The organism is Methylobacter sp. Wu1 (genome assembly GCF_036553575.1).
Lineage (GTDB): Bacteria > Pseudomonadota > Gammaproteobacteria > Methylococcales > Methylomonadaceae > Methylobacter.
The window spans coordinates 15,003-33,618 of record NZ_JAZHOC010000041.1 but is presented as its reverse complement, the minus strand read 5'-3'; the positions used below and the strand labels follow the sequence as shown (position 1 = coordinate 33,618).

General features: G+C 54.2%; 15 protein-coding genes. 12 read left to right on the top strand and 3 right to left on the bottom strand.

All coding sequences use genetic code 11. The features are described from left to right. Positions 1-38: 38 nt before the first annotated feature. Entirely contained in the window at positions 39-191 is a 153-nt protein-coding gene (locus V2P20_RS05830) for a hypothetical protein (protein ID WP_331817042.1), read from the bottom strand. A 508-nt stretch (positions 192-699) separates the two neighbouring features. On the opposite strand from V2P20_RS05830, the gene V2P20_RS05825 reads away from it, so the two are divergent. From V2P20_RS05825 to V2P20_RS05815, 3 genes are all read left to right on the top strand, one after another. Then, entirely contained in the window at positions 700-1,290 is a 591-nt protein-coding gene (locus V2P20_RS05825; protein WP_331817040.1) for a DUF502 domain-containing protein, read from the top strand. 398 nt (positions 1,291-1,688) lie between these two features. Beyond that, entirely contained in the window at positions 1,689-4,394 is a 2,706-nt protein-coding gene (locus V2P20_RS05820; protein ID WP_331817038.1) for a cation-transporting P-type ATPase, read from the top strand. 285 nt (positions 4,395-4,679) lie between these two features. Beyond that, on the top strand, positions 4,680-5,873 hold the full coding sequence (locus V2P20_RS05815; protein WP_331817036.1) for an MFS transporter: 1,194 nt from the start codon (positions 4,680-4,682) through the stop codon (positions 5,871-5,873). 298 nt (positions 5,874-6,171) lie between these two features. On the opposite strand, the gene V2P20_RS05810 is transcribed toward V2P20_RS05815, so the two are convergent. Further along, complete coding sequence (locus V2P20_RS05810; RefSeq protein ID WP_331817034.1) at positions 6,172-7,509, bottom strand: nicotinate phosphoribosyltransferase; 1,338 nt, start codon at positions 7,507-7,509, stop codon at positions 6,172-6,174. Continuing rightward, a complete protein-coding gene (locus tag V2P20_RS05805; protein WP_331817032.1) occupies positions 7,506-8,111 on the bottom strand; it encodes an isochorismatase family protein in 606 nt (201 codons plus the stop codon). Before V2P20_RS05805 ends, V2P20_RS05810 begins: the two co-directional genes overlap by 4 nt. A gap of 49 nt (positions 8,112-8,160) precedes the next feature. Here V2P20_RS05805 and V2P20_RS05800 point away from each other — a divergent pair, with 49 nt between their 5' ends. From V2P20_RS05800 to V2P20_RS05760, 9 genes are all read left to right on the top strand, one after another. Further along, complete coding sequence (locus V2P20_RS05800) at positions 8,161-8,322, top strand: hypothetical protein (protein WP_331817030.1); 162 nt, start codon at positions 8,161-8,163, stop codon at positions 8,320-8,322. A gap of 498 nt (positions 8,323-8,820) precedes the next feature. Next, the gene (locus V2P20_RS05795; RefSeq protein WP_331817028.1) at positions 8,821-10,476 is read left to right on the top strand and encodes a SulP family inorganic anion transporter; all 1,656 of its coding nucleotides are present in this window, start codon (positions 8,821-8,823) and stop codon (positions 10,474-10,476) included. A gap of 74 nt (positions 10,477-10,550) precedes the next feature. Next, the gene (gene hyfB / locus V2P20_RS05790; protein ID WP_331817026.1) at positions 10,551-12,641 is read left to right on the top strand and encodes a hydrogenase 4 subunit B; all 2,091 of its coding nucleotides are present in this window, start codon (positions 10,551-10,553) and stop codon (positions 12,639-12,641) included. Continuing rightward, on the top strand, positions 12,641-13,585 hold the full coding sequence (locus tag V2P20_RS05785; protein WP_331817024.1) for an NADH-quinone oxidoreductase subunit H: 945 nt from the start codon (positions 12,641-12,643) through the stop codon (positions 13,583-13,585). Before hyfB ends, V2P20_RS05785 begins: the two co-directional genes overlap by 1 nt. Then, complete coding sequence (locus V2P20_RS05780) at positions 13,585-14,262, top strand: formate hydrogenlyase (protein WP_331817022.1); 678 nt, start codon at positions 13,585-13,587, stop codon at positions 14,260-14,262. The genes V2P20_RS05785 and V2P20_RS05780 overlap by 1 nt, the downstream gene beginning before the upstream one ends. Next, complete coding sequence (locus tag V2P20_RS05775; RefSeq protein ID WP_331817020.1) at positions 14,259-15,722, top strand: hydrogenase 4 subunit F; 1,464 nt, start codon at positions 14,259-14,261, stop codon at positions 15,720-15,722. Before V2P20_RS05780 ends, V2P20_RS05775 begins: the two co-directional genes overlap by 4 nt. Next, positions 15,719-17,302, top strand: coding sequence for an NADH-quinone oxidoreductase subunit C (locus tag V2P20_RS05770; protein ID WP_331817018.1), 1,584 nt, complete (start codon positions 15,719-15,721; stop codon positions 17,300-17,302). The genes V2P20_RS05775 and V2P20_RS05770 overlap by 4 nt, the downstream gene beginning before the upstream one ends. A gap of 9 nt (positions 17,303-17,311) precedes the next feature. After that, positions 17,312-17,821 (top strand): NADH-quinone oxidoreductase subunit B family protein, encoded by a 510-nt coding sequence (locus V2P20_RS05765; protein ID WP_331817016.1) that lies wholly within the window; start codon positions 17,312-17,314, stop codon positions 17,819-17,821. Between the two features lie 118 nt (positions 17,822-17,939). Next, positions 17,940-18,614, top strand: coding sequence for a DUF2490 domain-containing protein (locus V2P20_RS05760; RefSeq protein ID WP_331817014.1), 675 nt, complete (start codon positions 17,940-17,942; stop codon positions 18,612-18,614). Positions 18,615-18,616: the final 2 nt, after the last annotated feature.

Sequence of the window (18,616 nt, the reverse complement as noted above, 5' to 3'; positions counted from 1 at the left end):
GGCCGTGTTGATAAGTTTTGTCGCCGTACCGTTCCAAATCATTCAAGTGGACGAATTTGATCCAGTACCTTGCCATCATGAGCACTGGCACCTGTCATATCGATATATTCTGGCATGGGCAATGCACCCGTTTGACGGCTGCCGATCACCTGCACTGCACACCATAATAGTACAGCTTCTTGATGGCGCAATAGTCCATGTCCACCAGCCCTTGGCCACGCGGGCTTTAAAACAAAGCCCCTGCTTGGCCAAGGCCACGGGAAAGGAATCGATCAGCCAAGCTTGCGGGCGCCTGCTCTTGCTGGATGGTTTCCAGCAAGGGAGCAAATGCCGATCCACAGAGTCATAAATACCCTTGATTGTTCTATGCTTGTCCATCACCCCGAACAGGTAAACGGCGATGACTTCATTATCGGTAAAGCTTAAATCCGCGCAATTACTCATTATTTAGCTGTAAACCCACCGCTTGTCCTGATAATGCTTGCAAACATAGAGATAAATCGTTATTAATCGGTCTTGCCAGTTCATGCGTCACTTTAGATGGATTGAGGGGGAGTGGCGTCTTCCTCAGTAGTTTAACGTTAGCAGTGAACCGGCTTCTATTCAGCTCTTAATTCGCATTGTAATATTAGCTCAGAATTGACAGACATGGCATTAAGGTGAAAAAGTTTTCTTTTCAACCATTACGAGGAAAAGGTCATGAAAGACAATCTTAAAACATTAATAGATTATGTGCTGATCGGCGTAGCCGGCTTTCTCCCTATCGCCTTAGTGTTCCAGATTATCCTCTATGTCGAACACTTATTGAGAGATTTTGTGCTGCTGGTCCATGGCCGCTATGAAAATCCGCTTGTGACTGTCGCTTTATTTATTGTGGCCATAGCGTTACTGGCTTATTTCGGCAAACTGCTCAAGCATGACAGGGCGCATGTTTTATATTATCTGGAAGGCCTTATCCAACGTATTCCGATTATCGGCACCATTTACCGAGTCATAAAAAAACTAATACAGCAGTTTTTCACGACTCAAGAAGCGCAAGTACGTGAAATAGTCTACGTGGAATATCCCAAAGACGGCATGTGGGTACCGGCTTATGTGACTAATCGCATAAACGACAGCTACATCTTATATATCCCCACTTCGCCCAATCCCACTTCCGGTTTTACCGTTATGGTCCATAAGTCCAAGATCGTCAAATCGGCTATGAACATCGGCGAGGTTTCGAGTTTCGTCATCAGTGTCGGCGTCGACTACGCCAGGCCCAACGAAGTGCAGACGCTGTACAAATAATCAGAAACGTGACAATTGGGCGAGAGTTTTTGGGGCTCCTCAAAAATCTCAAACTAAGAAGTCGCAGCCGTAGCTCATAGAGCCGAGTAGAGTTGAATGCACCATGACGATCAGATCAATAAGCATCCTGATACTCGACGAACGTCTGATCGGATTCAATGATCGGCTTTTTTCGGCCATGACTTCCGACAGTATAGATGAAGGAAATAAATCACAGTCATGCTTCTGATTTATTTCATGTTCATTACTTAAAGGGTATTTGCACTAACGTTGAGAACCGGCGGTCCATAGTCTTGTCTCAATGAATCAAAGCTCGTGAAGTGCTTCCATCTGATTAAGCCCGAACGAATCCGCGCGATGTTTTTTGCCAGCAAAAAACCAGTCACTAAGGGGTAGATATGAACAAAAATGCTAAATCGCTTGAACGCATTAATTGGCATAGCCTGCCGGCTTATCAGGTTATCGAGCGACTGCAAACCTCTCAGGACGGCCTGTCCGACCGTGATGCGCAAAAGCGTCTGCGAAGGTTCGGCGCCAATCGCCTGCCGCCGCCGAAAGCCCGCGGCACTCTGTTGCGCTTTCTGGCCCAATTTCATAATCTGCTGATTTACGTGCTGATTTCGGCAGGCATCGTCACGGCGCTGCTCGATCACTGGGTCGATACCTATGTTATTGCCGCTGTAGTCGTGCTCAACGCCATCATCGGCTTCGTACAGGAAGGCAAGGCCGAAAAGGCGCTGGATGCGATCCGGCACATGCTGGCACCGCGCGCGACAGTCATCCGCAACGGCCAGCGAGCCGGCGTGTCGGCCAAGGATCTGGTTCCGGGCGATATCGTGATGCTCGAACCGGGCGATAAAGTCCCGGCCGATTTGCGCCTGATCGCTGCCAAGGGCTTGCAGATCCAGGAAGCCATATTGACGGGCGAATCGGTTGCCGTAGAAAAATCGGTGGATCCGATTCAGGAACAGGCCGACCTTGGCGACCGCTTTTCGATGGCCTACTCGGGCACTCTGGTCGCGGCCGGGCATGGCAAGGCCGTCGTCGTCGAAACCGGTAGCAATACCGAGATCGGCCGCATCAGCGGCATGCTGTCGCGCATCCAGGAGCTGACCACGCCGCTGCTGAAGCAGATCGCGATATTTTCGCGCTGGCTGACACTGGCGATCCTGCTGATCGCGGGCGGCGTGTTCGCGTTCGGCCTGTTGGTCCGTGGCGAGGACCCCTCCGAGATGTTCATGACCGTGGTCGGCCTGGCGGTCGCCGCCATTCCCGAGGGCCTGCCGGCCATCCTGACCGTCACGCTGGCTATTGGTGTGCAGCGCATGGCGTCGCGCAACGCCATCATCCGCCGCCTGCCGGCTGTCGAAACCTTGGGCGCCGTCTCGATCATCTGCTCGGACAAGACCGGCACCTTGACCCGCAATGAGATGACCGTACGCTCGATCGTCACCTCGTCCGAGATGTACGAAACCAGTGGTGTAGGTTATGAGCCATCGGGCGCCTTTTTCTCAGGCGGCAGCCGAGTTGCACCGGATCAACGCCCCGCTCTCGAGAAGGCCCTGCAGGTCGGCGCCTTATGCAATGATTCGGCGCTACGTCAAAAAAACGGCTCATGGGTTGCGGGCGGCGATCCGATGGAAAGCGCGCTGCTGGTGGCTGGGCTCAAAGCCGATATTGATCCGGTTGAAGTGCATCGCAACTATCCCCGTACCGATGTGATTCCGTTCGATGCCCAGCACCGCTTCATGGCGACCTTGAATCATGATCACGAAGGGCATGGTTTTATCAGCGCCAAAGGCGCACCGGAGCGCCTGATCGAGCTGTGCCAATTGCAGCGCGAGGGCGATGCGGAAGTGCCGATTAATGCCCGCTATTGGACCGGCTGGATAGACGAGATCGCCTCGCAGGGGCAACGCGTACTGGCCATTGCTTATAAACCGGTCGAGGCGGACAAGACCGAACTGAATTTTTCTGACCTTGATAGCGGCCTGGTCCTGCTCGGTTTGGTCGGCCTGATCGACCCGCCCCGTGAGGAAGCGATTGCGGCCATCAAGGAATGCCAAAGCGCCGGCATACACATCAAGATGATCACGGGCGACCATGCTGCCACGGCCAGCGCGATTGCCGCACAGCTGCATCTGGCTAACGACAAGGACGTCATGACCGGCCAGGACCTCTCGGCGGTCGACGACCCAACCTTGATCGACGTGGCCGCGCGCGTCGATGTCTTCGCGCGCACCTCGCCGGAGGACAAGCTGCGACTGGTTACGGCGCTGCAGGCCACCGGCAGCGTCGTGGCCATGACCGGTGACGGCGTCAACGATTCCCCGGCGCTGAAACGGGCCGATGTCGGCATCGCCATGGGCCGGACCGGCACCGAGGCCGCCAAGGAGGCGGCTGAAATGGTGCTGGCCGACGACAATTTCGTCTCGGTTGCCCAGGCCGTGCGCGAAGGCCGCACCGTCTACGACAACCTGAAAAAAGCCATTCTGTTCCTGCTGCCCATCAACGGCGGCGAATCGCTCAGCATCATTGCAACAGTCCTGGCCGGCCTGACACTGCCGATTACGCCGCTGCAGATCCTCTGGGTAAACATGGTCAGTTCCGTGGCGTTAGCCATGGCACTGGCGTTTGAACCAGCCGAGCCCAACGTCATGCAGCGCCCACCCCGGCCCAGAAAGGAAGCCATTCTGTCGGTTTTTCTAATCTGGCGCATCGTGCTCGTGTCCGTACTGTTCCTGATCGGCATTTACGGCATGTTTCTGTGGACCCAGCAGCACGGCTCGACGTTGGAGGAAGCGCGCACCTATGCCGTCAACACGCTGGTCATGCTCGAAATATTCTATTTGCTGAATGTGCGCTATTTGAGCGGATCATCGCTGTCGTTCCGGCGATTGTTCGGCTCCAGGGCAGTATGGATCGCAATTCTGATCGTCATCACACTCCAGACCATTTTTACGTATGTACCGTTCATGGAGCGATTTTTCGATACGCGTCCAGTCGACTTCGTGCATGGCATGGAAATATTCGGTGTTAGTTTCGCGCTGTTTTTGATCCTTGAATTCGAAAAGCTGATCCGCCAACTGCTTGCCAAGCGTTGATAGTTAAATCACTCAGACTGGATTAACTGACTGTAAAACGGCGCTAAATGCATTTACCGATCCACTGCTTCCCCAAGTACAGAAGCATTTGCTAGGCGGCGCAAAAGAAAGTAATTTGCCGTCGGATGCGACATCTGCAGGATTGCCGATTTGCACGACATAGTGGTCTATCAAGACGAAAAACAGGGATGTTTTTCGCGAAACCGATTAAATCAAACTATCGTAGCAGCAACACCTTAATTAAACTGATCTCAATTCAACTAACGGCATAACATCGGTTCATTTGTGTTTATAAGAAAATCATCAAAAATCCCGCGCACCGTCTGGACGCTGGGTTATGTCAGCCTGTTCATGGATTTGTCTTCGGAACTGGTGCACAGCATATTGCCGGTGTTTCTGGTTACTGTGCTGGGCGCAAATGCATTGACCGTCGGCTTTATCGAAGGCATTGCCGAGGCGACTGCGCTGATCGTCAAAATATTTTCAGGCGCATTAAGTGATTTTTTCGGCCGCCGGAAATGGCTTATCCTGGCCGGTTATGGCATGGCGGCGCTTACCAAGCCTTTGTTTCCTCTCGCAAGTTCCGTGGAAACGGTCTTTACGGCGCGATTCCTGGACAGAATCGGCAAGGGCGTTCGGGGCGCTCCGCGCGACGCCCTGATTGCCGATGTGGCGCCTTCAGACATCCGCGGCGCCTGTTTCGGCCTTCGCCAATCCATGGATACAGTAGGCGCGTTTCTCGGCCCTCTTGCTGCCATAGTGTTGCTGTATCTTTACCACGACGACATGAAGGCGGCATTGTGGTTTGCCGTTGTGCCCGCGGCAATCACGATTGTTTTAATTATGGCCGGCGTAAAGGAACCCGCTGCGAAAGCCGGACCGCACCAGTTCCGCTCGCCCTTGCGGCTGGCTTTTCTTAAGGATTTCTCCAGACACTACTGGTGGATTGTTGTCATAGGCGCCGTCTTTACGCTGACCCGGTTCAGCGAGGCTTTTCTGGTACTGCGGGCTGAGCAAACAGGCTTGTCCGTCACCTGGATTCCCTTGGTCATGGTCGTGATGAACCTGTTCTATGCCCTGTCGGCTTATCCCGCAGGCGTTTTATCGGACCATGTGAGCAAGAAGTACTTGCTGGCCGCGGGTCTTATCTTGCTGGCTTTGGCGGATTTAGCACTGGCTCGGGGCCATTCGGTTCTGGTCGTCATGTGCGGCGTGGCTTTATGGGGACTGCATATGGGATTTACGCAAGGCATTCTGGCGGCCATGGTTGCCGCCGCCACGCATCAGGAGCTGAAAGGCACGGCGTTCGGGCTGTTCAATTTCGTAACCGGCCTGTTTATGCTGCTGGCCAGCGTCATTGCCGGCTGGCTGTGGGACCGTTATGGCGCGGATATGACATTCTATGCCGGTGCAGCGTTTTCAATGCTGGCATTGTTGCTGCTGATGTTTCATAAAAACCATAAACGGGCAACAACTTAAACTCGAAACAACGTTCAGCTTTACCGTGTATAGCAGGTTGATTAACTGATGTTACGCATGGACTGTTTTTACCCTGCTTGTCTCGCTGGCGGCAGGTTCTCATTCAACTCACCGGATTTCGTCGCATGAATCGTCATGCACGCATAGGTGCGAATTCACTTGTGCCCCTTGCGGGTATTCGCACTGCCTGCCTATCTCAGATTGCCCCGGGTCGAATGAATTCGACCCTACAGTTTACCGTCGCGCTGAAGGTGCTTTTTAAGTCCGCCTCAATTCAACTGATACGTAACACCAGTGATTAAAACAAGGTTTGTTCATCCACGCTTTTCGCCAGCGCTTGCAGTTCGGCAGAAATTACCATCGGATACTCGGGTATGTCAGAAAGTCGGCGTAATGCCTCTGGCAACCGGCTTAACTGTCTTTTGGCATATTCCCTGGATTCCATCAGCGAAGGTTGCGTCGTCACGATTCGTCCGCCCTGCATGACCGGTTGCAGTAATGGCTCTCCTGTGCATGGCGCGTTTTCAACCGTCACGGTATCGCCGCACATGAAGCCATTGTCATCATAATTACGATAAACCTGTTTACGCCCGGGCCAGGTTGCCTTGCCTTCCGAGCGTTTGCGCCTGGCGATGCCTGCATATTCCTGCAATTTATAAGCGCAGTCGAAATAAGGCGCATCGGCCGAGGTATCCAGGTGCGTGCCGATGCCGAAACCGTCTATCGGCGCTTGCTGCGCCGTCAATGCTTCAAGCTTGTATTCATCAACACTGCCGCTGGCAAAAATGGTGGCCTGCTGAAGGCCGCCTTGGTCGAGAATCCTTCTGACCTTTTTGGCGTGTTCGGCCAAATCGCCGCTATCGATGCGCACGCCTTTAATTTTTATGCCTTGCGATTGCAGCGTATCGGCCAGATCGACAACTTTCTGCGCAGCCGCCTCGGTATCGTAAGTGTCGATCAACAGCACGACATTATCGGGATTGGCCTTTGCGAAATCGATAAAAGCCTCGCTTTCACTGCGGTATGTCTGTACGAAGGAATGCGCCATCGTGCCATGAATCGGAATGTCGAAATACATGCCGGCATTCACCGTCGCAGTACCGCCGAAGCCGGCCAGATAACTGGCCCGTGCCGCCAGCAGCGCAGCCTCGCCGCCATGAGCGCGGCGCATGCCGAAATCAACCAGCAGTTTGTCCGGCGCGATCAATACCGAGCGCGCGGCCTTGGAAGCAATCAGGGTCTGGAAATGGAGCAGATTGATGAGCCTGCTTTCGACCAGCTGCGCTTCCGGCAGCGGCGCGGTAATGCGCAAAATCGGCTCATGTGGAAAAAATACGGTGCCTTCGGGCATTGCATGCACATCGCCGGTAAATCTGAAGGCGGCGAGCCGATCAAGCACAGCCGGCTTGAACTGTCCTGTACTGGCGAGCCAGTCAATTTCATTTGAGGAGAATTGCAGATCCTGGAGATAAATCAAAGCCTGGGCAAGCCCCGCCGCGACCATATAGCCGCGGGCCTTGGGCAGTTTCCGGACAAAAAACTCGAAGACTGCGAGTTCTTCCCTGTTCTGTTCGTAATAACCCTGCAGCATGGTCAACTGATAGAGATCAGTCAGCAATGCACTGCCGGAGATCATGGAATCATGGATAAGGTAATGAGTTTAGCGCCCTTTTGAATCATTTCGTCGATGGCCTTTTGACCATCCTGGGGCTGAACATTAATGGCCCGCACGGCATCGGTCAGCAAGAAGACTTGATAGTTCAGAGCCAGCGCATCGCGCACTGTGTTCAAAACGCAATAATCGGTGGCAAGCCCGCCGACGAACAGACGTCTGGCGCCGACGCTGTCGATCTGCTGTTTGCAGACAGGCGTCTCGAAGGCCGAATAACCGTCGCGCTCAACTTCAGTTCCTGCCGAGATAATCTGTACGGAAGCCGGAAGATGCAGGGCGGCCGGGAATTCCGCGCCCTTAGTGCCGATAACGCAGTGCTCAGGCCACGGCCCGCCCTGCTCAATAAAGGAACTGTGATTTTTCGGATGCCAATCGCGCGTTGCGAATATGGGCAGCCCACGACGGGCAAATCGCTCAATATAACCGTTCAGGGCCGGCATCACCTGTTCCCCGCCAGGCACCGGCAGACTGCCGCCAGGCAAAAAATCGTTTTGCAGGTCCACTATGACCAGGGCATCGCCTTCAGACAAATTGATTTTTTCATATCCGCTGTATGTGCTGGTCATAAATCACCGGCGGCGACACCATGGCCTCAGCAGAGCGATTAGGTTGGGCATGGCAACCATCGCAATTACCCGAACCGGGCATATCAAAAGTTCTACCGTCAATCAGATTAACATTCTGCGGCATGTTCGTCCGGGCTTGCGTAACGGCTTCAGGCGCGTCGACACTAAAAGCGTCAACACCAAATTTGACAGTCAGGATTCCCCCAAATAACAGCAGAACGGATAAGACGATTTTTTTTATATTCATAATCGATCGATTTGGTTTGTGGCTTTATCAGTAGAGTTAACAAAGTAAAAATGCCAATGAATTTTTCTAGCCATGATAACGCCCGTCACTGTTCTGTCCCTGGGTGAGATTAGAATCCTGAAAACTCATTTTCATTTATGCTGAATTTATATCGAAAAGCATTTATCCGGTAAATCAGTACAAAAACTTATATGAGTTGACTTGTTGCAGATATTGAAACGGGTTCGCTAGATTCAATCAATCTGAAAAGTGCATTGGGTGCTTTCCAGTTCATCGGTGCAAATAAACCGATGATGGTGGTTTTGCACCTTCGCTTTTTTAATCAAGCCACCGTCCGATAAATTAGTAAATCAATATTTTTCCTAACAAATCATAAGGTTAAGTTTAACCATATAATTGGCATGATAAGTGCTTTCTCAGTGTTCTGAATACACAAATTTTTAACATTGTGAGGACTTAACCATGATCAAGACTTCGCTGTCGGCATTACCTAAAACCGGGCTGGCCGGCTTGAAAGAGCACTGGCGCAGCGATTTGCTGTCCGGGTTTCTGGTATTTCTTATTGCCTTGCCATTATGCCTGGGCATCTCGATGGCATCCGGGTTCCCGCCTTCGGCCGGGATTATTACAGCCATTATCGGCGGCATGCTGGTTTCGCGCATCAACGGTTCATACGTGACAATCAACGGACCGGCCGCCGGCTTGATCGTCGTGGTTCTGGGCGCTGTGCAGACGCTGGGAGAAGGCGATGCGATGGCCGGCTACCGCTATACGCTGGCGGCGATCGTCGTGGCCAGCGTGCTGCAGATTCTGATGGGTGTCTTTAAGACCGGCCGCCTCAGTTCCTTTTTTCCGGCATCGGTCGTGCACGGCATGCTGGCCGCGATCGGCATCATCATCATGACCAAACAGATCCACGTCATGCTCGGCGTGACGCCTGAGGATGGCAGTCTGTTTTCGACCATGGCGCAGATTCCGCATAGCCTGCTGCACCCTAATCCGGAAATTGCCCTGATCGGCCTGACTGGACTGATCATTCTGGTCATCTGGTCGCTGTTGAAAAATCCTACGCTGAAAATGATTCCGGCGCCCATTCTCGTCGTGCTGGCCGGCATGGGTCTGGGCCGTTATTTCGACTTGAATCACGAGCATATGTATCTGTTTTTGCCGGATGCGCCTTTCATAGACCATCATGAGGCAACAGTCGGACCAAGATTTCTGGTGGCGATATCCGACAATTTCATGTCCAGCTTTTACTTTCCCGATTTTTCCAAGTTTATGACGGCTGAATTCTGGGAGGCCGTGGTCAGCATCAGCCTGGTAGGCAGCCTCGAAAGCCTGCTGAGTGCGGTTGCGGTAGACAAACTGGACCCTTATAAACGCCATTCCGATCTGGACCGCGACTTGACGGCGGTAGGCATTGGCAATCTGATCGCCGGCCTGATCGGCGGCATGCCGATGATCGCCGAGATCGTGCGCAGCTCCGCCAACGTCAACAACGGCGCCAAAACCGGCTGGGCCAATTTTTTTCACGGCGCCTTGCTGTTGCTGTTCGTCGTGCTTTTCCCGCGCCTGATCCACAGCATTCCCTTGGCGGCCCTGGCGTCCTTGCTGGTTTATACCGGTTTTCGCCTGGCCTCGCCCAAGGAATTCGCCAAAGTCATGGGCATCGGAAAAGAACAGTTCTTTATTTTTATGGTCACAATAATCGGAGTTCTGGCGACCGATTTATTGATCGGCGTTGCCATCGGCATTATGGTCAAACTGACCATTCATGTTTTGCGCGGGGTCTGGCTCAAGAATCTGTTTAAAATTCATTTTGACATTGATCGGCCAAATAACGATACCGTTGTGGTCAAACTGACAGGTTCGGCAATTTTTTCCAACTTCCTGCCGCTGAAAAAAGCGCTGGCTACGCTGGAACCGGGCAAAACCGTTGTTTTTGATCTATCGGACGGCTATCTGATCGATCATACCGTCATGGAATTCATTCATGACTACATGCACAACTACGAAGCGCACGGCGGCCATTGCCGGCAAATAGGCAGGGCTTCGGAAAAGTTCTCGGATCACGCGCTGGCCGCGCGATTAATGACGGCCGACGAAAGGAAAAACTAAATCTTAGCCTTTTAGCACCAAAGAATGGGCGATCAACCGATCGCCCTGCCCTGAATCGCTTTACGGAGAATTGAATGATTCTTGTACTGGCTTACTGCTCCATCCTGTTTAGCTTCGTCTCCTGCCTGCCGGCGCTGCTCATCCATCAGCGCCACCATATCAATCTCCTGGCGCTTAGCCGGCGTTGGGGGATTGACGACCTGGAAGATCCGCGTATCCCGATTCTGGTGCGGCAAGCCGTATTCGGCTTGCTGGGGCTGTCGGGATTTTTTGCTGTACTGGCCGGTTTGGGCGCGCTGATCAGCAGTGAAATATTTACCGACAAGATCGGTCTCGGCCTGCCCTGGCTACCCTGGCAGGTGCGTTTCGACAATCTTTCGGGCTTCTTCTTTTTAATCATCGGCATTGCCGTCAGCGCCGTCAGCATTTACGGCCCCGGCTATGTCACGACCTTCGAAGAAGACAAACACCCGTTTGCCGTCCTGAGTTTGTTCAGCGGCCTTTTCATTGCCGGCATGCTGCTGGTGCTGTTGGCCGATGACGCCTTCTTTTTCATGATCGCCTGGGAACTGATGTCGGTCGCCAGTTACTTTCTGGTGGCGTTTCAGCATGACAATCCGGCCAACCGGCGCGCGGCTTTTCTTTATCTGCTGATGGCGGAAATCGGGGCGCTGGCCATTATTCTGGGTTTCGGCGTACTGGCCAGCTTTGCCGACGGCTTTACTTTCGATGCCTTGCGCGAGGCCCGGCTGTCAACGGCTTGGGCCAGCATCGCATTCGTGCTGGCATTGCTGGGCTTTGGCATGAAAGCAGGGCTTGTGCCCATACACGTCTGGCTGCCGGAAGCGCATCCGGTGGCGCCGTCGCACATTTCCGCCTTGATGAGCGGCGTGATGCTGAAAGTGGCCTTGTACGGCCTGATCCGGTTCTGCTTTGACCTGATCGGCGAGGTGCACTGGCAATGGGGACTGGTGCTGATGATAGTGGGCACATTGTCGGCCCTCGGCGGCATTTTGTACGCCATGATGCAGACCAATTTAAAGCGGCTGCTGGCCTACAGTTCGGTAGAGAATATCGGCATTATCTTTATGGTGCTGGGCCTGTCGATGATTTTCATGGCGCAGAATCATCCTCAACTGGCGGCTCTGGGTTTTCTGGCGGCGCTGTTCCACGCTTTCAACCATGCATTATTCAAGAATCTGCTGTTCCTGGGTGCGGGCATTATTCATCACCAAACGCATGAATTGAATATCGACCTGATGGGCGGCCTGATCAAACGCATGCCGAAAACCAGCATGCTGTTTCTGATCGGCTTCATGAGCATTTCGTCGTTGCCGCTGTTTAACGGCTTTGTATCGGAATGGCTCGCTTTTCAAACGGCGCTGCAGGTCGATGTCATCGACAATGGCGTTTTGCGCAGCCTGATTCCGGTCGCGGCCGCCGCTTTGGCACTGACCGCAGCCCTGGCGGCGGCCTGCTTCGTCAACGTCTTCGGCATCATGTTTCTGGGGCTGCCCCGCTCGCGGCATTCCGATAAAGCACAGGAAATTACTGATAAAGGCATGTTGATAGGGCCTGCCCTGCTGGCCAGCCTGTGCTTTCTGTTCGGCATCTTTCCCGGCCTGATGATCGGCCTGATCAATAACATTGCAAAGCAAGTGCTGGGGGCGTCTTTACCAGACGGCGCCAGACTGAGCTGGCTGCATCTGGCACCGGTTTCCGCTGAGCAGGCATCCTATTCAGCGCCTTTGGTTCTGGCCGGGGCCCTGATCGCAGCCGGCATCTGTTTCCGCTATCTGCGCCGCAGCCCTGCGACGGTCATGCGCCGAGCCGAAACCTGGGACTGCGGCTTCGGCGGCCTGACGCCGCGCATGCAGTACAGTTCCAGCGCCTTCACGATGCCGTTCAGGCGTATTTTCGCCAAAGTCTGGATTATCGATGAACAGATCAGGAAAGACAGCCAGGGCGCCATGAATCAGGACATCGCCGCTATCCATTATTCCCTGCAAATTCACGACCACAGCTGGCCGCGGCTGTATCAGCCGATTGAGCGGGCCGTCAACAGGACGGCCAAGCTGATCGGGCGCATCCAGACCGGCAATATCCGGACTTATCTGGGCTATTCGTTTGTTACCTTAATCATTATGTTATGGATCATCAGTTAATGAATTGGTTATTGGCAGTTTTTCAAACTATTTTGTTTGTTGCGCTGGCGCCCCTGCTGGCTGGCTGGATCAAAAAATGCAAATGCCGCATGCAAAACCGCAAGGCGCCGTCCTTATTCCAGCCTTACCGGGACTTGCTCAAGCTGACGCGCAAGCAGCCGGTGGTCTCGGATCAGGCCTCCTGGATCTTCACGACCTCCCCGTACATCATATTCTCGGCCATGGTGCTGGCCGCCAGCATCGTGCCGCTGATCGCCGTCGATCTGCCCACCTCGGCCAACGCCGATGTTATCGTGCTGATCGGTTTTTTTTCCTTTGCCCGTTTTTTTCTGGCATTGGCCGGCCTGGACATCGGCACGGCCTTCGGCGGCATGGGCTCATCGCGCGAAATGACGATATCATCGATGGCGGAGCCGGCCATGCTGATGAGTATTTTTGCGCTGACCATGTCCGCCTCCACGACTAATCTATCGTTCGCTATCGATCATGTGCTCGATGAAGGTCTGGTCTTGCGCCCTTCATTCATCTTCGCGCTGCTGTCGCTGATGCTGGTCGCGATTGCCGAAACCGGGCGCATCCCGGTCGATAACCCGGCGACGCATTTGGAGCTGACCATGATCCATGAAGCCATGATTCTGGAATACAGCGGCCGCCACCTGGCGCTGATCGAATGGGCCAGCCAGTTGAAACTGATGCTGTACGGCGTACTGATTGCCAACATCTTTTTTCCCTGGGGCATTGCCAAGACAATGATGCCTGCGGATTTGAGTTACGGTTTATTGGCTATCCTGGGCAAATTGGCCTTGCTGTCGATTCTGCTGGCGTTATCGGAAACGCTATTCGCCAAAATGCGCCTGTTTCGCGTGCAGGAATACCTCAGCTTTGCTTACTTGCTAGGCTTGCTGGGCATGTTGAGCCATATCATTCTGGAGGGCGCTCGCTGATGAATATCGGGCAATTGGACTTTTATACGCAGGCCGTCTTATCACTGGCGGCATTGGTTGGGCTCACGTCTTTTCTGATGCTGGGCCAGGGCCGAGTACTGCGGCTGATTTTCGTGTTCGCCGTGCAGGGTTTTCTGCTGGCTTTGACTACGGCTGTGGCCGCCTATAGTGTGAGTATCCATCATCTTTATATTTCCGCCGTGCTGACGCTGGTCCTCAAGGTGTTTTTTATCCCGTGGATGCTGCGCCGCTTAGTGCTGCAAATGGACATGCACCGCGATGTTGAGGCGTTAAAAAATAATTCTGCGGTGATGCTGGGCGGCGCCAGCCTGATGGTATTCAGCTATTACATACTGCACCCTATCGTGCAAACGTCTTCTCTGGTCATGCTGAATGCGCTGGCCGTCAGTTTGTCCGTAATGTTGTTGGGCATGCTGTTGATGATCTCGCACCGGCAGGCGGTCGCTCATGTGGTTGGTTTCATGTCGATAGAAAACGGCTTGTTTTTTGCCGCCGTTGTCGCCACGCATGGCATGCCGATGGTCGTCGAACTGGGCGTGGCGTTCGATGTGCTGATCGCGGCCGTGCTGTTCGGCATCTTTTTCTTTCATATCCGCACCAGTATCGATTCGCTCGATGTCGACAAGCTGAACCGCCTGAGCGAGGTGGAAAAATGATCGCCGCCTATCTGGTGCTTTTGATTCCACTGCTCGGCATGGCCTTTTTTGCATTGGCAGGGCACAGGGCCGATTCAGGCCTGTGGAATATCCGATTAAACGCCGTCAATCTGGTTGCCACTATCTGGCTGGCCATTAATGTGTTGCGTGAGGGTACAATCCTCTCGTCCGGCAAAGCGTTTTTGATCGATCCGTTCAATGTCTACCTGATCGTGCTGACCGCTTTCGTCGGCCTGACCACGGCCATTTTTTCCGCACCTTATATGGAGCACGAGAAGGAGATAGGCCGGCTCAACGATGCGCGCCTGAAGCTTTACCATGCCATGTACCAGGGCTTCATGCTGTCGATGTATCTGGTGTTGATGACCAACAACATGGGCATTTTGTGGGTCGCGATGGAAGGCGCGACGTTGGCGACGGTGCTGCTGGTCAGCCTGTACCGCACGCCTGAATCGGTGGAGGCGGCCTGGAAATATTTCATCCTCTGCGGCGTCGGCATCGCGCAGGCGCTGTTCGGCACGATTTTGCTGTATTATGCGGCCGAGCAAATAGGCAGCGAAGAAAACGCCCTGCTCTGGTCGGTGCTTTATGAAAACGCCGACAAGCTGAACCCCGAAGTGCTTAAAATCGCGTTCGTGTTCCTGCTGATCGGCTACGGCACCAAGATCGGCCTCGTGCCGCTGCATAATTGGCTGCCCGACGCCCATTCCGAAGGCCCGACACCGATGTCGGCGGTTTTATCCGGACTTCTGCTCAACGATGCGCTCTATGCTGTCGTGCGCAACAAAATGCTGGTTGACGGCGCCAGCCATTCCGATATGGCCGGTTTCCTGATGATGGGATTCGGCCTGCTGTCTTTCCTGGTCGGCGCCTTGTTCCTGCACCGGCAAAAAGACATCAAAAGGCTGTTCAGTTACTCCTCGATCGAACACATGGGCATGATGACGTTCGCTTTCGGTATCGGCGGCCCCTTGGCGACTTTTGCGGCTTTGCTGCATATGACCGTGCATTCCCTGACCAAGTCGGCGATTTTCGTGACGGTCGGTCATGCGTCGCAGCTCGCCGGCACGCAAAGCATGGAAAAAATACGCGGCTTGATCAAAACCCAGCCGGAAATCGGCTGGGGCCTGCTGATCGGCACGGTCTCGATTGCCGGCTTCCCGCCTTTCGGCGTCTTCACCAGCGAGTTTCTGGTGCTGCTGGCCACGATGCACAGTTATCCGTGGCTGGCGCCGTTGCTATTGCTGGGCGTCGGCATCGCCTTTGCGGGCCTGTTTCGGCATATCCAGCCGATCGTCTACGGCGACAAGCCCGAAGGCCAGCAGCCGATAAAAGCCAACCTGTGGCCGGTCATGATTCATTTGGGATTGGTGCTCTGGCTGGGCCTGGCGATTCCGGGCTTCCTGGCTGACTGGTTTTCACAGGCGACGGTATTGATCTCAGGGAGTGCACCGTTATGATTCATTCAAATTCCAGCTGGAAGACCGATTTTTTAAAGCAGGCCAACGAGGCCGGCCTCTCAATTGAACAGCTCGCCATTGGCCCGCTGAGCCTGTGGCAGATCGTCAGCAGCGATTGGCAACGGTTTGCGGAACTGGCCGTTCAGCACGATCTGCGCTGGGCGGCCGGCTGGGCGGAGCAGGAACAGGAATGGTTTCTGATCAATGCCTGTTTCGAGAAGCAAGGCCGCCATGTCCTGCTACGGACCCGAGTCCACAACCCGAAACCGGAACTGCCTGCTCAGGCCGCAGTTTATCCGGCCGCCAGCCGTAGCGAGCGCCATACGCAGGATATGTTCGGCCTGAATTTCGTGGGCCATCCGGACAACCGTCCCTGGATCCGGCACAAGGCCTGGCCCAAAAACAGCTATCCGTTGCGCAAGGACTTTCCTGTTCAGGGCGAGCCGGAAGCCGTTACGCCGCCTGATCGGGATTATCCGTTCGTCAAGGCCTACGGCGCGGGCGTTTATGAAATTCCGGTCGGGCCTGTCCACGCCGGCATTATCGAGCCCGGCCATTTCCGCTTTCAGGCCGTGGGCGAAACCATCCTGAATCTGGAAGAGCGCCTCGGCTATGTGCACAAGGGCATCGAAAAAATCGCCGAAGGCCGGACGCCTGAACAATTGGCCCGCCTGGTCGGACGGATTTCGGGCGATACCACGGTCGGGCATTGCTGGGCGGCCTGCATGGCGATGGAACAGGCCGCCGGCGTTGACATTCCGCCGCGCGCAACCCTGATACGCGGCATTCTGGCCGAGCGCGAACGGGTCGCCAATCATTTGGGCGACATGGGCGCGATCTGCAATGACGTCGGTTTCGCCTTTGCCCAAATGCAGTTCACGCGCCTGCGGGAACTGTGGCTGCGAACCAATGCGCAACTGTTCGGCCACCGTCTGTTGATGGACCGTATTGTGCCGGGCGGCGTGGCTTGTGATCTGCCCGAACAGGCAGGCGTCGCGATCAAACGGGAGATAGCGCACCTGAAAGTCGAATTTGGCGAAATCCTGCCGGCTTTGGACCTGAATTCATCCCTGGAAGACAGGCTCTACACCGCGGGCTTCCTGTCCGAAGACATCGCCGCCGCTCTCGGCACGCTGGGTTATGTCGGCCGGGCCAGCGGGCAGGATTTCGATGTGCGCCGCGATGCGCCTTATGCGCCTTATGACCGACTGACTGTCAAGGTGCCGGTGGAAACGCAAGGCGATATCGCCTCGCGCTTCTGGGTCAGATACAAGGAAATCAGCGTTGCCCTGAAACTGATAGGACAATTCATCGACCTGCTGGCGCCGGGCGAACTGCGCAGCGTCTGGCAAACACCTGAGGAAGGCCGTGAAGGTCTGGGCATCGTCGAAGGCTGGCGCGGCGAAATCATCGCTTATGTCCGTTTTGACGCCGGCAATACCGTCGCCCGCTTCTATCCGCGCGACCCTAGCCTGCTGAACTGGCCGGCGCTGGAAAAACTCGTGCTGGACAACATCGTGCCGGATTTTCCGGTCTGCAACAAATCCGTGAACGGCTCCTATTCTGGACATGACTTGTAGGAAAAATACATGCTGAGACTGTTTAAAAAAATTCTGGCAACCGGCGTGGTCACCGAACGGGTTAAAGCGCCGAAAGATGACGAGCTCGAACAGCTCGGCATCGAGATCAAAAGACATATCGACCGAAAATTCGCCGGCAGTATCGCGATCAGAGAAGTCGATGCCGGTTCCTGTAACGGTTGCGAGCTGGAGATCCATGCGCTCAATAATCCCTTCTATGACATAGAGCGCTTCGGCATTCATTTCGTCGCCTCGCCCCGGCATGCCGACGTGCTGCTCGTGACCGGCCCGGTTTCGCGGCATATGCAGACTGCGCTGCTGCGCACTTATGAGGCAACGCCCGACCCGAAATGGGTTATCGCGGCCGGGGATTGCGCCGCCTGCGGCGGTGAGTTCGGGGTTTCCTACGCTTGTTGCGGCGCGGTATCCAATGTCATCCCCGTGGATATGGTGATTCCGGGTTGCCCACCGACTCCGTTGGCATTAGTGAAGGGATTGTTGGGTTTGATTAAAAAATGATTTTACGGCTGGAATACAACTGACAAACAAACTTCCGGACTCTCGAACTGAAATAAATTCAAATAACTGCATTATGTTTAAGAAAATAATAAAGACATCGGCTATTACAGCATTATTCTTGGGCTCTATCACCGCATCATCAACAGCCTTGGCAGTGGACGAGCTGTTCCAGGATGCGGGCAGTTGGTTACAGATCGTCGGCGAAGGCAGCCTTAAGGCGGTAGATCCACGCCTGGAGAAAGAGCGCATCTGGCTGGAAGGCCAATCCCGCTTTGACGATAACTGGAATCATTGGTATCAAGGCATGGTGCGCGCAGCATTGGGCTATTCGCTCAGTGACCGCGCAACGATTTGGGCGGGCTATACCTGGTTGCCCACCCAAAATGTCGGCAAGTCCTATATTTCCCAGCAGGATATATGGCCGGCATTCCGCTATAACTTACCCACCCGCGCCGGCACGCTCACCTTAAGGACTATGTTCGAAACTAATTTCCTACAAGGCGAGGATGTCCGTTTTCGCCCGCGCCAGATGATACGATTCTTGCATCCGCTGGAGTTTGAACCACGCTTAAGCTTGATTGCCTGGGATGAGTTCTTCATTCGTATTAACTCAACAAAATCCGGAGGCCAGTCCGGCTTCGATCAGAACCGTGCATTTGCGGGGCTTGGCTGGACATTTAATAAAAGTTTTCGCGCCGAAGCGGGATATCTTAATCAGTATCTGGATGATGCAACCCATACCAATAACACGATGCACCATTTAATTATCGGTTCACTGTATATCAATTTTTAATC

Bases quoted from the DNA above. Each gene is read 5' to 3' on its own strand.
- V2P20_RS05780 (WP_331817022.1), top strand. From the start codon at position 13,585: ATGAATATCGGGCAATTGGACTTTTATACGCAGGCCGTCTTATCACTG.
- V2P20_RS05785 (WP_331817024.1), top strand. From the start codon at position 12,641: ATGAATTGGTTATTGGCAGTTTTTCAAACTATTTTGTTTGTTGCGCTG.
- V2P20_RS05805 (WP_331817032.1), bottom strand. From the start codon at position 8,111: ATGACCAGCACATACAGCGGATATGAAAAAATCAATTTGTCTGAAGGC.
- V2P20_RS05795 (WP_331817028.1), top strand. From the start codon at position 8,821: ATGATCAAGACTTCGCTGTCGGCATTACCTAAAACCGGGCTGGCCGGC.
- V2P20_RS05800 (WP_331817030.1), top strand. From the start codon at position 8,161: ATGGCAACCATCGCAATTACCCGAACCGGGCATATCAAAAGTTCTACC.
- hyfB (WP_331817026.1), top strand. From the start codon at position 10,551: ATGATTCTTGTACTGGCTTACTGCTCCATCCTGTTTAGCTTCGTCTCC.
- V2P20_RS05825 (WP_331817040.1), top strand. From the start codon at position 700: ATGAAAGACAATCTTAAAACATTAATAGATTATGTGCTGATCGGCGTA.
- V2P20_RS05820 (WP_331817038.1), top strand. From the start codon at position 1,689: ATGAACAAAAATGCTAAATCGCTTGAACGCATTAATTGGCATAGCCTG.
- V2P20_RS05810 (WP_331817034.1), bottom strand. From the start codon at position 7,509: ATGATCTCCGGCAGTGCATTGCTGACTGATCTCTATCAGTTGACCATG.
- V2P20_RS05765 (WP_331817016.1), top strand. From the start codon at position 17,312: ATGCTGAGACTGTTTAAAAAAATTCTGGCAACCGGCGTGGTCACCGAA.
- V2P20_RS05775 (WP_331817020.1), top strand. From the start codon at position 14,259: ATGATCGCCGCCTATCTGGTGCTTTTGATTCCACTGCTCGGCATGGCC.
- V2P20_RS05770 (WP_331817018.1), top strand. From the start codon at position 15,719: ATGATTCATTCAAATTCCAGCTGGAAGACCGATTTTTTAAAGCAGGCC.